This window comes from Winogradskyella poriferorum (genome assembly GCF_050618035.1).
Lineage (GTDB): Bacteria > Bacteroidota > Bacteroidia > Flavobacteriales > Flavobacteriaceae > Winogradskyella > Winogradskyella poriferorum_A.
Window position 1 is genome coordinate 281,459 of the sequence record NZ_JBODPY010000002.1, and the last position, 15,130, is coordinate 296,588.

Sequence of the window (15,130 nt, forward strand, 5' to 3'; positions counted from 1 at the left end):
CTTCTTAGTCTATCTACATTTTTTTTTAATTTTTTTCAATCGTATAATCTTTTAGGACATTTCGAACGTATTTATATTGTAAGTTTGAATTAAAATAGAAAATACTTACAAAAAATTACATATTACCGAATAAAATGACAAAATACTAACATACATCGATAATATTTGTATTTAAACTATTTTTTCATATATATTTCGGAACCAAATCTAAAAGAACCGTTAATGAAGGCCCCAAGAACAACTTTAACCGTAACAATAGCTGTATTGTTTTTTCTCTTAACTAGCTTATTAATTAGTGCTCAGCAATTAGCATTTCCCTCGGCTAAAGGTGCAGGAGCATATGCGACTGGAGGGAGGGGTGGAAAAGTTTGTATCGTAAACACTTTAGAATGGAATCCACCTGGCAATTATGAATATGATGAATCTACAGATTCTTACAGTGGAAGTTTCTATGAATTGTTTTATGAGTTAGAAATTCCGTCTAAGTACATTGTTTTTGAGGTTAGTGGCACGATAGAAGTTCCTAGTTGGACTCAATTAACTTTTAAAAATAAATCATTTAAAGGAAATATGACCATAGCTGGTCAAACTGCACCTGGTAAAATTAACTTTAGTACAGACTATTTTCAGATAATGGATATTGAAAATGTAATTTGGCGCTTTTGCTCATTTACACAGCGTTTAGATGATTTTGGAGGAATAACAGGAGGAAATGGTGACGCATTAACCATTACTCCAGAACCAATTATTAAAAATGGAGTAACATATGATCATTATGTTTCAAACTTAATTTTTGATCATTGTAGTTTTTTTTATGGCCGAGATGAAGGTTTTGATATCAGCGGAAGAGCAGATTCAGTAGGATCTAATGGTATAGGAGCGGGTAACCCCATAACAGCTGTAACAGTTCAAAACTGTTTTTTAGGAGGTAATGTAAAAGGAGCTTTATTAGGATGTTGGACAGAAGCTGACGATAGAGTAGATGGAATAAGAGGAAATTCTTTTTTGAATACAGCTTTCGTTGATAGTGGCTATAGATATCCAAATAGTGCATGTTTTGGTGATATGCAAATTGATGATGTAAATATTTATGTTGAGAATCCGACAAATCGCCTCAACGCAATGACCGGCAGTGGTAAAATGAACATATTGAATTATTATGTGAGATATGGTAATCGTCAATATGCTAAACAGCGACTTCAGTTCAAAAATAACGGTCCAGCATCACTTTGGTCAGAAGACCATGTTATTGTAAGTGAAAATGGTATCAATGAAACCGGTTCGCCAGATTATGATCATGAACTAGGAATATGGGATATATTTGCATCTAGTGATTTACCTGAATATGATCCATTACCTGAAGTAGTTAAGGCGCCTTCAAAATTTTCATTTATTGGTGAGGCACCTATTGAATTATCTCCTTATGATTTATATGATGAAGTTCTTCTGAAATCTGGTAATAATAAACGTTTAGATGAAAATGGTGGCGTAATTATAGATGAGTATCCTTTAGATACTTTTTATAAAAATCTAGCCTCAGATTCTGAAATTGCAACTGCAGATTATAGATATCCGGCAACTTTAGCTGAAAAATATCCATCGTTAAACAGTGGAGAACCTTATATTGATTCAGATAAGGACGGTATGCCAGATGCTTGGGAGATTTTAACTTTTTCGGATTTATCTACATCTGCAAATACAGATTCTGATAATGATGGATACACAAATCTAGAAGAATATTTAAATTTAGTTGATTCGGAGTTTTTGGGAAACGTCGAGGCCACAGGGGTCGATCTGACACCGAACGTGGCAACCATAAATGTTTCAGAGACATTATTGTTAAACACTCAATTTACACCTGTAAATACTACAGATCAAACAGGTGTTTGGACTTCCGAGAATGATGCTATTGCTTCTGTAGATGCGAACGGCTTAGTAACAGGAAATTCAGAAGGATCAGTAGAGGTTCGGTTTGTGTCTAATGATGGTGGTTTCACTGCTACTTCGCAAATAACGGTTATTCCATTACCATTAATTGCTAATGCTGGTGACGATCAAACCATTTGTGAGGGCCAAGAAATTCAGCTTACAGCCGAAGAAGCACCAAGTTATTTGTGGAGCACAGGAGAGACAACTCAAAGTATTAATGTATCTCCAATTATTACAACCACATACACACTAACTGTCACAGACGGTAATTCAACGGAAATAGATGAAGTCACTGTTTTTGTAGATTCATTGCCAGATTTAACAGTGAGTGAAGATGTGTCCATAGTTGAAGGCGAAAACATTGAACTTAGTGCTACAGGTGCAAATACCTATTTATGGAGTACAGGTGAAACTACAAGTTCAATCAATGTTAGTCCATTAGAAACTACTACTTATAATGTAATAGGTACCAATGGAGTATGTGAAGTCTCAGAAAATGTAACGGTTACCGTCGAACCTCTATTAAATGTCGATTTAGGTGATGATCAGCAAATTTGTGAGGGTAGTGGTGAAAGCATAATTTTAGATGCAGGCAGTGGAGATACTTATCTTTGGAATACTGGTGAAACAACTCAAACTATTATGGTTGACCCAGTTTCAACATCAACTTATTCTGTTACAGTTACGAGTGGTACGCAACAAGATACTGATTCCATTACAATATTTGTAGAACCAAATCCAAATGTTGTTATTCTTAATGGGGATTCGGTTGATATTTTGAATGGTGATTTTGTGACGCTATCTGCGACTGGAGCAAATACTTATGAATGGAACAATGGTGCGACCCAACCTAATATTGCTGTTAGTCCATCACAAACTACTGTATATGAGGTTAGAGGTTATATAAATGAGTGCTATGATGAAAAACAGGTGGTAGTTAATGTGATACCTGAGGTAGAAGCGGATGCAGGAGATGATGTCGAGATCTGTCTTGGAGAAACTGTGATTTTAACAGCAACTGGCGGCGACGAATATGCTTGGAGTAATGGTGAGATTACACAATCAATTGAAGTTTCACCAACTGAAACTACGCAATACACGGTCACTGTATTTAACGCTTTAGATTTTGATGAAGATTCTGTTGTAGTAACAGTTATTTCAAATTGTGAAGAAAGCATAGAAGAGCTAGACCCAACAATTAATGAGGATGAGCCCTTTGATTTTACGTTTGATATATTTCCTAATCCGACGTCTAATTATATTGACGTTAGAATTGCTGGTATTGAGAATCTAGCAAGAATTTATATTTATGATATGATGGGGAAATTAATATATCAAAAGCGTGTTCAAAATGAAAGTACTAATGTCAGTTCTATTTCAAGGTTTGATATGAGTAATTTAATTCCAGGTATATATTATGTTCAATTTCAAAATCTGGAAAAAACTTTAGCAAAAAAGTTAATAGTTCAATAACGTTTATATATTAAAATACCAATTGTGTAGGTTAGTCAATTAAAATATACTTGTAAGGCTTAGATCAATAGTAGATATAGAACGCAATGGCAAATATTAATGATATTATGATGTTAATATAAAGTTTATAAAAAACTTAATTCTATACGCGCAGTCAAATAACTTCTAATTCTTAGATACCTTTATTTTATCTCTATATCCTGTTTAAGTATTTCTATAAACTTATCTGTTAAGATTTGTGCGCCTAAATGATTAAGGTGAATGACATCATTAAAGTACTTTGAATCTTCTTTTACTAAAGTTGTATCCATTGAAAAGTCTATTACTTTAGCACCACTTCCAGAAACTAACTTGTAAATTGTTTTTTTATAAACTGGGTCAATATTTTCAAGTTTTGGAGGAATATATACATAAGTTATAATACCTTTACTTGATGCATATTCAATAAACTTCTTGAAATAGGTTTCAGTCTCATTTTTAACTTCAAAACTTACACCATCTTTAATCTTTTTTAACTCACTTCCTTTTTTAATATCTTTAATTTCTAATGGGACATATCCTTTCAAATTTGTATTTCTATCATCGAATATTCTGATTATTTGAGAATTAAATTTATAACCATCTAATATAAGTTTTAAACTATCTTTCGGCGATAATTCATCGACAACCTCTTTCACAAACTCATTATTATCATAATAAGGATATATTCTTGTAATATAGTCTGTTTCATTTAAAGTTAATTGGTGAGAACTAATTAAAACAACTTTTGGTATATTCTTATCAACAATTGTCTTTAATAATGGAAACTGATAATAGACACCACAACCGTCGGATGCTAAATTAAAGGCCTTATATCCAGTTTGATTTAGAATTCTTTCACTTATAAATGTATGTGATACTTCTGAGGCCCCGAAAAATAATATATCTTCATCTACTTTACCAGAAAAACCATAATTAGCATTTTGTAAATTAATATTATTTGTTTTTGAATGGAAGTATCCGATTAAGTATCCTAATGTCTGATCGGCAAGAAAAACAATGGTTAAAAACAAAAGAAGTTTCGCAGTAAATATTTTCATAATTCTACTAAAATTTGAAATATATAAATTGGCCACCATTTAAAATACCAATCCATAAAATTAAAAGGGTAATGGTAATATAGGAAAACCATCTTATTGTAATATAAGGGCTATCAAACGTACGGAATTTGTTAGGAAAATATTCAGCTTTAAAATCACTTAATAGCAAAATTGATGCTCCAATTAAACCATAAGTTAAAGTGGTTTTGTCTAAAAACAAAATGCCTTTATCTAAAATTATTTTCTCAAAAGCTAATAGTGAATCGTTAATTGAGTTTGATCTTCCAAAAACTTCCGAGAAAGCAAATAATAAATAGGTAAAACATATAAAGAAAGATACATATAGTATATTTTGTTTTAAATTGTATTTAGTCTCAAGCTTAATTCTCTTAGTGTTAATGCTAGCTTCAAAACTTAAATAAGCACCTTGTATAACACCCCAAATAAAGAAGTTAATGGTACCTTCATGCCATAAACCACTTAAAATAAAGGTGACCATTAATGCTAAGATTATTCCTTTAAGTTTTAATGACCTAAATGAAAATGCTAATGGTGTATATACATAATCAGTAAGCCATTTAATAAGTGAGATATGCCATCTTCTCCAAAATTCTGCCATGGAAGTTGAGAAAAAAGGTCGATTAAAGTTTGACATTACATCAATACCTAATATTTTAGCGACTCCTATAGCGAGTAAAGAATATCCACCAAGATCTCCGTAGACTTGTATTGGATATAATAAAGTAGCCAATAATATAGTGTTACCATTGTGGTTTTGCAAATTCTCAAACACTACATCAATATAAATAGCTAGTCTATCGGCAACAACAAGTTTCATAAAATAACCCCAAAGCATAAGCTTTAGTCCTTTTTTCACATTCTCTGGTTTCAAAAGAATATTATTTCTAAACTGTGGTATTAAGTTATTTGCTCTTTCTATAGGGCCTGATAGGATTAAAGGAAAAAAGGAAATAAACAAACCTAAAACACCAATATTTTTTTCCACCTCAATTTCTTCATTGTATACATCTATGGTATAACCAATAGCCATAAATGTATAATAGGAAATACCTACTGGAAGTAAAAATGATATTTTAGGCAGAACCCATCTTAAATTATTTTGAGCCATTATTTCATAAATAAAATTATTAATGGGCTCAAAATATTTAAATAAAAAAAGTGGTAATAATATTAAAGAAACATTTAGGTATAAAAAGAACTTCTGCCTTTTTTCAGTTTTTGACCTAGTAATTTGTATTGTATTTACAAAAGTAGATAATGTTATGAAAATACATAATACACCAAATACAGGTTCTATGTTAAAGTAAAACCCATAACTAATAATAAGCAAGCTCAACCATCTATATTTCTTTGGAGTAAGAAATACAATGATTATTGCTATTGGAAAAAAAAATAAAAAATTTAATGATGTAAAAGTCATTATAAATTTGTTCTATTGACTATTATAATTTAGATTGAATAATATCTATTAGAACACCAACATTCTTCATTTTATTTAAATCTTTTAGTTTAAATTTTAAACCAAATGTATTTTCAATTTCTGTAATTAAAATCATGTGTGTTAGAGAATCCCATCCGTCAACATCTGATGCGGTGAGTGAATTGGATAAGTCTAAAGTTTCACTTTTAAAGGTTTTGCGAAATATTTCAGTGAGTGTACTATTGATTTGTTCTGTTTCCATTAGTGTAATTTAATTAGATTTTAAAAGTTTTTAATTTATCTGAGTTTCAACCTTTATGAACAAGTTTAATGATTTTCTTTTTGTCAACTTTATCACTTGTGTTTAAAGGAAATGAATCTAAATGATAAATTTTAGTGGGAACCATATAATGTGGGAGTTTATTTTTCAAGTAGTTTAATATTTCTTCTTTGTTAGGGTTTTTGTCTTCTAGGCAAATTGCGATTTCATTCGCTCCAGTTTCTCCTAAAAAAGTAAAGGCAATAGCGTTTTTACCGTTAATTGAGTTTCTTGAATGATGCTCTATTTCACCTAATTCAATTCTAAATCCTTGAATTTTCACTTGGTTATCAATTCTGCCATAATATAATAGATCGTTATCTTTATCAAACATGCATAAGTCACCTGTTTTATAATATCTAGCTTTTTTACCATCGATAAGTATTTCTTTAAATACTTTTTTGTTTAATTCAGGGTTATTCCAATAACCCATTGTTATTTGGTTTCCAGCAACATACATTTCACCTTTTTCACCTATTGGTACAGGCTGAAATTCTTCATTCAAAATAATGGCTTCTATACCTTTAAAAGGTTTACCTATTCCTAATACTCCATTAGATTCCTTATTTTTATTTGTACGACTATATTCGTATGAAGTACAGTATATTGTCGCTTCTGTTGGGCCATAAAAATTGAAAATTTTTGCGTTTGGAATGCAATGCGACCACTTTTCAACAAGCCCAACAGGAGATGCTTCTGCTGTCAGGATACAGTACCTTAGTTTCTTTAAATTAATTTCATCAAAGTAGGGTTCTAACATTCTAATCATGCTTGGTGCAAATATTCCAAATGTCAATTCATGATCATCAAGCAAACCATATACATAACTATATTTAATCTGATTATGTGGAACAGTGTATATACATGCACCATGAATTAGAGGCACTAAAAATGACTGAACAGATACATCAAAAGTCAGGTCAAAACATTGTAAACATTTGTCATTTTTATTGATTTTAAAACCAGTAGACATAAAAGCATCTACGAAATTATCTAAATTTTTAAAGGTAATTTGTACTCCTTTAGGTTTACCAGTACTTCCAGAAGTAAATAAAATATAAGCTAATGAATTATCATTATTTATTATATGATTAAGATTTACTTCGAATGAATCTAAATTTGAACTGTTGATAACCATATTTGAGTCAAACTCAGAATCTGTAGAAGAGTCAAGTACATTCTTTATACTTGCTTGTTCAATAATCTCATAATTTCGCTCAATAGGAAATTTAGGATGAAGGGGTACATATGCCATGTCACTCATCCAAAGAGCAAAAATACTTGCATAGGTAAATATGTCATCATTTACAACTAATCCAACTTTATTATCGTCGAAAGATATGTCGTTAATAAGAGATCTTTGTTTTCCAATTAACTCTAGGAAATTACTATAAGTATAAAAGTGATCATCAATACAAAAGGCATTGTTGTTTGGAAAGTGATTAGCGATGAAAAGAAACTTTTCAATTATTCTTTTACTAAACATAATAGGTTTGTCGAATTGGTTGCAGTCAAATTAAACAATTTAAAAATCTTGATACAAATTTTGGTTTAAAAAGTCGATGAATTAATAATAATTCAGTATGTAATGAACTTCAAATGTATAATATCTTATAAAACAATGATTTATGTATAAAGGATGAAATGCTATTTTCCTATCGATGAATATTCAAAGCCAATTCTCTTCATTTCTTCTGGGTTTAAGATATTTCTACCATCGAATATGAAAGCTGGTTTCTTCATGGTATTGAAAATCTTTTTCCAATCATAAGATTTAAATTCATCCCATTCTGTCATTATAGCGATAGCATGGGCATCTTTAACGGCTTCATATGGATCATCATGGGTTTCAACAAAGGATCTATTTTCTTCATCACTGCGAGTTTGAAGATAATTTAAATCATCATAGACTTTTTTACCTGGAACTTTAGGATCATATACTGCAATATTTGCCTGTTCACTCAACAAATGATCTGCAACATAAATGGCAGCCGATTCTCTTGTGTCATTAGTGTCTTTTTTGAACGCCCAACCTAACATCGCAATTTTTTTACCAGAAACCGTATTATAAAGTGTACTGATTAGATTATCTGAAAATCTTCTTTTTTGATGATCGTTTAATATGATTACCTGTTCCCAATAATCTGCAACTTCATTCAAACCGTAACTACGCGCTATATAGACTAAATTTAAAATATCTTTTTGAAAACATGAGCCTCCAAATCCAATAGACGCGTTTAAAAACTTTGGACCAATCCTAGAATCCATTCCTATCGCTTTTGCAACCTCAGTAACATTTGCTTCGGTACGTTCGCACAATTCAGAAATAGCGTTTATAGATGAAATTCTTTGTGCTAAAAATGCATTTGCCGTTAGTTTAGACAATTCAGAAGACCAAACATTAGTTCTGAGAATTTGTTCTTGGGGCACCCAACTTCCATAGATGTTTGCTAGTGCATCAATCGTTTCTTCAGATTCACCACCAATTAACACTCGGTCTGGTGCTAACAAGTCTTGAATTGCAGTACCTTCAGCTAAAAATTCTGGATTTGAGAGTATTGAAAATTTAACATCGTTTCCAGTATTATGCAAAATACTTTTTATGGCTTCAGCCGTTCTTACTGGTAAGGTTGATTTTTCAACTACAATTTTATCTGTTTTAGCAACGTCCGCAATGTTACGTGCACACAACTCAACATATTTTAAGTCGGCCGCCATACCTTTACCTTTACCATAGGTCTTTGTAGGTGTATTAACTGAAATAAAAATCATTTCGGACTCATCAATAGCTTTCTCAATATTAGTTGAAAAATGCAAGTTCTTACCACGAGTTTCTTCAACTATTTCAGCTAATCCAGGCTCATAAATAGGTAATTTAGATACATCTTCATCATTCCAAGCGTCAATTCTTTCCTGATTAATGTCTACAATTGTTACCTGAATATTTGGATTCATTTTGGCAATAACAGCCATTGTAGGGCCTCCTACGTAACCGGCTCCGATGCAACATATTTTATTAATTTTCATTCTATTTTATTTTAGATTTTATGGTAAATAATTTTTAAAAATTGTATTCACCAATATGTCTCGTTTGAAGTTTATTAAATTCTAAGTTTGCGTTAATTTTTATAGTAAGATTTAAACCAGTCAATAAAAGCTTTAACACCTATTTGTATCGATGTATTTGGGCTATAGTCAAAGTCGTTAATAAGAGCTTCTACATCTGCCCATGTTTTTTCGACATCACCAGGTTGTATAGGTAGCATTATCTTCTCAGCAGTTTTATTTAAATTTAATTCGATTTCTTTAATAAAATCTAGCAATTTAACTGAATTGTCGTTTCCGATATTGTAGACTTTATATAATTGATTATTTTTCTTCCTATGCTCTAATTTAGATTCACAAATTCGCACAACACCTTCTACAATATCATCAACAAAGGTAAAATCTCGCTCCATCTTACCATGATTAAAGACTTTAATTGGCCTATCATTTATAATTGCATCTGTAAAAAGGAACATTGCCATGTCAGGCCTTCCCCAAGGACCATATACTGTAAAAAATCTAAGTCCTGTTGTAGAAAAATTAAATAAATGACTGTAGGTATGAGCCATTAATTCATTGCTTTTTTTCGTGGCTGCGTATAAACTTATTGGATAATCTACATTATCGTCAGTAGAAAATGGAATTTTCTTATTTAGACCATATACACTTGAGCTACTAGCATAAACTAAGTGTTTAATTTTATTGTGTCTACAACACTCGAGAATATTTAGAAAACCTACGAGATTAGAGTCTACATAAGTTTCTGGATTTTCTAAACTATATCTTACACCAGCCTGTGCTGCCAAATTACAAACAATATCAAAGCCTTCTTTTTGGAATAATTCAGGAAGACTTTCACGATCTTCTAAATTCATTCTTACAAATGAAAAGCTATATTTATCACTTTTCGATAGTTTGTTAAACTGTTCAGCGTGAGTTCTATTAATTCCTAATTCTTGAAGTCTAGAATATTTTAAGTTGACATCGTAGTAATCGTTGATGTTATCTAAACCAATAACGTCATGGCCTTTCTCGGCCAATACCTTTGAAGTAAAAAAGCCTATAAAACCAGCGGCTCCTGTTACAAGTATTTTCATTAAATGGTAGATTTTAGATTTGGGCTCAAATATTGCGAATATATTTTAATCATTAATATATATACTACGAAAACATCAATTTATTCGTTAACATAGCTCATTGATAAAATCTTCGACCGCGATTCACAATTTTTAACGATTAATTGCATCTCTAAATCTTTGAAAATGTTAGATATATGATAAATATTACATGAATCCAAATTAGTCTGACTTTTTGAGAAATCTACATCTCCATAACGGATAAGATCCTTTACGATTGTAGAATCTAACTTATTCTTTTCAATAAAATTTTGTGCACTATCAGAATACGCAAGTGGTTTTGAGCTAATATTCTTTACTGTTCTTGCATTTGGACCATAATCGCATGAGGCCTTTTTACCACCAAGAAAAAACATGAGTATAATGAGTCCAATGGCAAAGCCTCCGAGGTAATATCCTAGTCGATGGATAAATTTCATAAGCCTATTTTAAAATATAAGAAGATTAGCGTCATTGTAATCCAGGTCATACCAATCGGCTACTGATTTATTGGTTAAAATTCCATGGTAAAAATACAATCCACTTTTTAAACCACGATCAAAACGTAATGCATTTTCTAATCCACCATATTCACCAATTTGTAATAGATAAGGCGTAAATATGTTACTAATAGACACGGAAGCTGTTCTTGAATATCGTGCCGGAATATTTGGAACACAATAATGTATAACGCCACTATGCTCAAAAGTAGGATGGTCGTGGGTTGTCACCTCACTGGTTTCAAAACATCCACCCATATCAATACTTACATCAATAATAATAGAACCATTCTTCATATGGTCAACCATGGTTTCTGTTACAACAACAGGAGAACGGTTGGTGCCACGAACTGCACCAATAGCGACATCACAACGCTTTAAGGCTTTTAATAAATTTTTTGGTTGCATGGTAGAGGTGTAAACATTCTGACCAAGATTAGTCTGCACACATCTCAACTTAGTTATTGAACTATCAAATATTTTTACATTAGCACCTAGACCAATAGCAGAACGTGCAGCAAATTCTCCGACAGTGCCAGCACCTAAAATGACTACTTCAGTTGGAGGCACACCATTTATGTTTCCCATCATTAAACCATTACCACCATTTACGTTAGATAATAGTTCTGAAGCAATTAAAATAGAGGCTGTACCTGCAATTTCACTGAGGGACCTTACCGCTGGGTAGGCACCATCTTCATCTTTTATAAACTCAAATGCCAGAGCAGTTACTCTTTTTTTAGCCAAAGCTTCAAAATAGGCTTTGCTTTGAGTCTTCATCTGAAGCGCAGAAATTAAAATGGTTTGTGGATTAATGAGTTCAATCTCATCTAAAGAAGGTGGCTCAACTTTAAGAATAATAGGGCAGGAGTAAACTTTAGATTTATCTTTTGTGAACTCCGCACCAGCTTCGGAGTAATCTTTGTCTTTAAATTTTGCGCCTTCACCAGCACCAGATTCTAAAAGTACACGATGACCGTTGGCTGTTAAAGCAGAGATGGCATCTGGAGTTAAACAGACACGTTTTTCTTGAAAATGGGTTTCCTTAGGGATACCTATAAATAATTCACCTTTTTGCTTAAGAATTTCTAGGGTTTCTTCTTGTGGTAATAATTGAGCCTTTGTAAATGGAGTTAAAGACTTGCTCATGTAAGTTAGTTAATAGTGATCTTAATGCAAGATAGTGAAACTCACTTAAATGTTACAAATAATTAATTCTAGAAATACTGGCTCACCTTTCCCCAAAAAGATTTTGGTTTTATCATAAACTCCTCCTCAAGTTCTTCCATGGTTTTGTCATGATCATTTATCTTGTCGAACATCTTGGCTCTGATTAGGTAGATTGACGGTATGACAATTGCCATAAATGGTAGGAGCCAAATAATATGTAATTCATCCATGTACTTATTCTCATCATTTAGGGCGCTTAAGGTTTGAAATGAAAACATAACTATTGGAATTAATAATGCATGATACCACCAATGTTTGCAAGTAAAAAACCAAATTAGAGATAAGAATAATGGCACAAACTTCATCATCAAAACCCAAATACCAGTATTTGCACTTTCATAATGATTACTATGGTAGGTGAAAAAGTAGGTTTCCCATACTTTTACATCTGGAACATACTCATACAAATAAAACAAAAAGGGAGTACCAGCTATTAAAGTAGCTAGGATACTCCCAGTTAAGATTTTGCGATTATAAGCCTTTTTATCCGTGTGTTGGTGGCTTAAGTTTTGTTTTGTCAACTTGTGTTGTAACTTGCTCATCTATGTCGATAATGTTAGCTGCTTGAACAGTGAATAACATTCCTCCGAAGATCGCAATCGCTAAAACTAGTTTTTTAGTTTTCATAATACTAGGGATTTAATTAATTAATTACTACAAATTTAGAGTAGTAAAATAGCCTGTGAAAATGACTATATGTTAAAAACCTAGTTATTTTGAGGTTCGAGTTACGGTTTTTCCGTAATTGGATCACTATCTTCTTTGAAATGTTGGGTAAACTTGTTTAAAGTTTAGGTACTGTCATGGCATTATTTTCGGTTAAACTTCTATTATTCATGGTCAATTTGAGGGATCTTGACTGATTGTCTAATTCAATAATAGTAATGGCACATGCATTATCGGGCAATAGGCCTTCTATGCGTCCTGGCCATTCAATAAAAATCCAATTATCTGTATATAAATAATCTTCAATGCCAAAATTAAAGGCGTCATCAATACTTTCTATCCTAAAGAGATCAAAATGATAAACTTTATCTTTAGGAGTTTTATATTCGTTAACAATAGAAAAAGTTGGACTAGAGGCAACATCACTACTTCCTAAGGCTTTTAATAAAGCACTGATTAGTGTGGTTTTGCCAACGCCCATATCACCATAGAACAGAATAGTTTTGCTATCAAAATGTTGTAGTAAGTCCTTTGATACTTCAGCTAAGTCTTCTAATCGATATTTAATTTCTAGGGTCTGCACCTATTTTTGCTACGATATTGAACAGCAATAATAGCTATTAATTTTGATAAAACCTAGAAAAAAGTGCATTTCATCGGATAAATGTGCTTTTAACGGATTTATTTCGGATCCAAAACTACAAAAGGAATAATCATTTCTTCGAGTGAAACACCACCATGTTGATAGGTGTTTCTGTAGTAGCTTACATAATGATTAAAGTTATTCGGATAAGCCAAAAATAGATCGCCTTTTGCAAAAACAAACGAACTGCTCATAGTTAAGGCAGGCAGGTGCACTTCCTTTGGGTTCTTTATTGCAATGACGTCTTTACCTTGGTAGGTTAAACTTCGACCTGTTTTATATCTTAAATTTAAACTTGTATCTCTATCTCCTATGACCTTCGAAGGTGCTTTAACATTAATGGTTCCGTGGTCTGTCGTTAGAATTAATTTAAAACCTAATTGTTGTGATAATTGAATCATCTCTAGTAAAGGCGAGTTCTTAAACCAACTTACTGTTAGTGAACGGTAAGCCTTATCGTTAGAAGCGAGTTCTTTTACAACTTCCATTTCGGTTTTAGCATGGGAGAGCATATCAACAAAATTATACACTACAACTGTTAGATCATTTTCCTTAAGAGATTTAAAATTATCAACTAGTTTTTTGCCAGATTTAAGATTGGTAATCTTATGATATTCATAGCTAAGATGATTAAGTCCTAAACGCTTTATTTGTTCTCTCAAGAAATCTCCTTCATGTAAGTTTTTACCACCTTCATCTGTATCGTTTTTCCAATACTGAGGAAATAGTTTTTCCATGTCCGACGGCATTAATCCAGAAAATATGGCATTTCTTGCATATTGAGTCGCTGTTGGTAGGATGGAAAAAAATGAATGTTCTGAGGTTTTCTTATAATAATTATTCACAATAGGCTCAAAGGCTTTCCATTGATCATACCTTAAATTATCTATAACTACCATTAAAGTCGGTTGTTTATCCGATAATTCAGGGACAACTTTTTCCTTGAATAAAGTATGTGACATAATAGGAGCGTCCGAATGCGGTTTGAACCAGTTAGCATAATTTTTCTCAATAAACTTTCCAAATTGAGTGTTGGCTTCAGATTTTTGAGATTCAAGAATATCTGTCATACCAATATCTTCAATATCTTCTAATTGCAATTCCCAATAAATAAGTTTTTGATATAAGTCTACCCATTCCTCGTAATTGTTCACCAAGGCTAAATCCATGGCAATTTTTCTAAACTCCTGCTGATAGTTGGAGGTTGTTTTTTCTGATACTAGTCTAGAGTGATCTAAATTCTTTTTAAGACTTAATAGTATTTGATTTGGATTAACCGGTTTAATAAGGTAATCGGCTATTTTACTACCAATGGCTTCTTCCATAATGTATTCTTCCTCACTTTTAGTAATCATTACCACTGGAAGATTAGCGCGTCGTTCTTTTATTTCATTTAGGGTTTCTAATCCTGTTAATCCTGGCATATTTTCATCCAAGAAAACAATATCAAAGTTTGTGTCATTAATTATTTCTAAGGCTTCTGTACCACTTTGGCAAGTGGAAACCTTATATTCTCTTTGTTCAAGAAATAAGATGTGTGGTTTTAGTAAATCTATTTCGTCATCAACCCAAAGAATATTTATCATGTTCGTGTATATTTGTTTTTTAATTAATGAAATAAATACGCTGAATTATTAAGAATAAGCTCAAAATATTTAACGATCCAATTTACGGATTTATTACTATTCCA

Annotated in this window: 12 protein-coding genes; 1 reads left to right on the forward strand and 11 read right to left on the reverse strand. The window is 32.0% G+C overall.

Annotation, left to right across the window (positions count from 1 at the left end; genetic code table 11):
- The first annotated feature begins 222 nt into the window (after window positions 1-222).
- Entirely contained in the window at window positions 223-3,402 is a 3,180-nt protein-coding gene (locus ACRHOC_RS06140) for an Ig-like domain-containing protein (RefSeq protein ID WP_431157707.1), read from the forward strand.
- 182 nt (window positions 3,403-3,584) lie between these two features.
- Here the strand turns inward: ACRHOC_RS06140 and ACRHOC_RS06145 are convergent, their stop codons facing one another.
- The 11 genes from ACRHOC_RS06145 to ACRHOC_RS06195 form a co-directional block, all read right to left on the reverse strand.
- Window positions 3,585-4,481, reverse strand: coding sequence for a hypothetical protein (locus tag ACRHOC_RS06145; protein ID WP_431157708.1), 897 nt, complete (start codon window positions 4,479-4,481; stop codon window positions 3,585-3,587).
- 7 nt (window positions 4,482-4,488) lie between these two features.
- Window positions 4,489-5,610, reverse strand: coding sequence for an MBOAT family O-acyltransferase (locus ACRHOC_RS06150; protein ID WP_431157709.1), 1,122 nt, complete (start codon window positions 5,608-5,610; stop codon window positions 4,489-4,491).
- Between the two features lie 334 nt (window positions 5,611-5,944).
- Window positions 5,945-6,184, reverse strand: a complete 240-nt coding sequence (locus tag ACRHOC_RS06155) for an acyl carrier protein (protein WP_431157710.1) — start codon at window positions 6,182-6,184, stop codon at window positions 5,945-5,947.
- 46 nt (window positions 6,185-6,230) lie between these two features.
- Window positions 6,231-7,727: an AMP-binding protein gene (locus ACRHOC_RS06160; RefSeq protein WP_431157711.1), complete on the reverse strand. Its 1,497-nt coding sequence runs from the start codon at window positions 7,725-7,727 to the stop codon at window positions 6,231-6,233.
- 161 nt (window positions 7,728-7,888) lie between these two features.
- Window positions 7,889-9,268, reverse strand: coding sequence for a nucleotide sugar dehydrogenase (locus ACRHOC_RS06165; RefSeq protein WP_431157712.1), 1,380 nt, complete (start codon window positions 9,266-9,268; stop codon window positions 7,889-7,891).
- 92 nt (window positions 9,269-9,360) lie between these two features.
- Window positions 9,361-10,383, reverse strand: a complete 1,023-nt coding sequence (locus ACRHOC_RS06170) for an NAD-dependent epimerase (protein WP_431157713.1) — start codon at window positions 10,381-10,383, stop codon at window positions 9,361-9,363.
- Window positions 10,384-10,463: 80 nt separating this feature from the next.
- A complete protein-coding gene (locus ACRHOC_RS06175; RefSeq protein WP_431157714.1) occupies window positions 10,464-10,841 on the reverse strand; it encodes a hypothetical protein in 378 nt (125 codons plus the stop codon).
- Between the two features lie 9 nt (window positions 10,842-10,850).
- Window positions 10,851-12,050: an alanine dehydrogenase gene (locus ACRHOC_RS06180; RefSeq protein ID WP_431157715.1), complete on the reverse strand. Its 1,200-nt coding sequence runs from the start codon at window positions 12,048-12,050 to the stop codon at window positions 10,851-10,853.
- Window positions 12,051-12,118: 68 nt separating this feature from the next.
- Window positions 12,119-12,673, reverse strand: a complete 555-nt coding sequence (locus ACRHOC_RS06185; RefSeq protein WP_431157716.1) for a hypothetical protein — start codon at window positions 12,671-12,673, stop codon at window positions 12,119-12,121.
- 242 nt (window positions 12,674-12,915) lie between these two features.
- Complete coding sequence (gene tsaE / locus ACRHOC_RS06190; RefSeq protein ID WP_431157717.1) at window positions 12,916-13,380, reverse strand: tRNA (adenosine(37)-N6)-threonylcarbamoyltransferase complex ATPase subunit type 1 TsaE; 465 nt, start codon at window positions 13,378-13,380, stop codon at window positions 12,916-12,918.
- Between the two features lie 98 nt (window positions 13,381-13,478).
- Complete coding sequence (locus tag ACRHOC_RS06195) at window positions 13,479-15,026, reverse strand: PglZ domain-containing protein (RefSeq protein ID WP_431157718.1); 1,548 nt, start codon at window positions 15,024-15,026, stop codon at window positions 13,479-13,481.
- Window positions 15,027-15,130 lie beyond the last annotated feature (104 nt).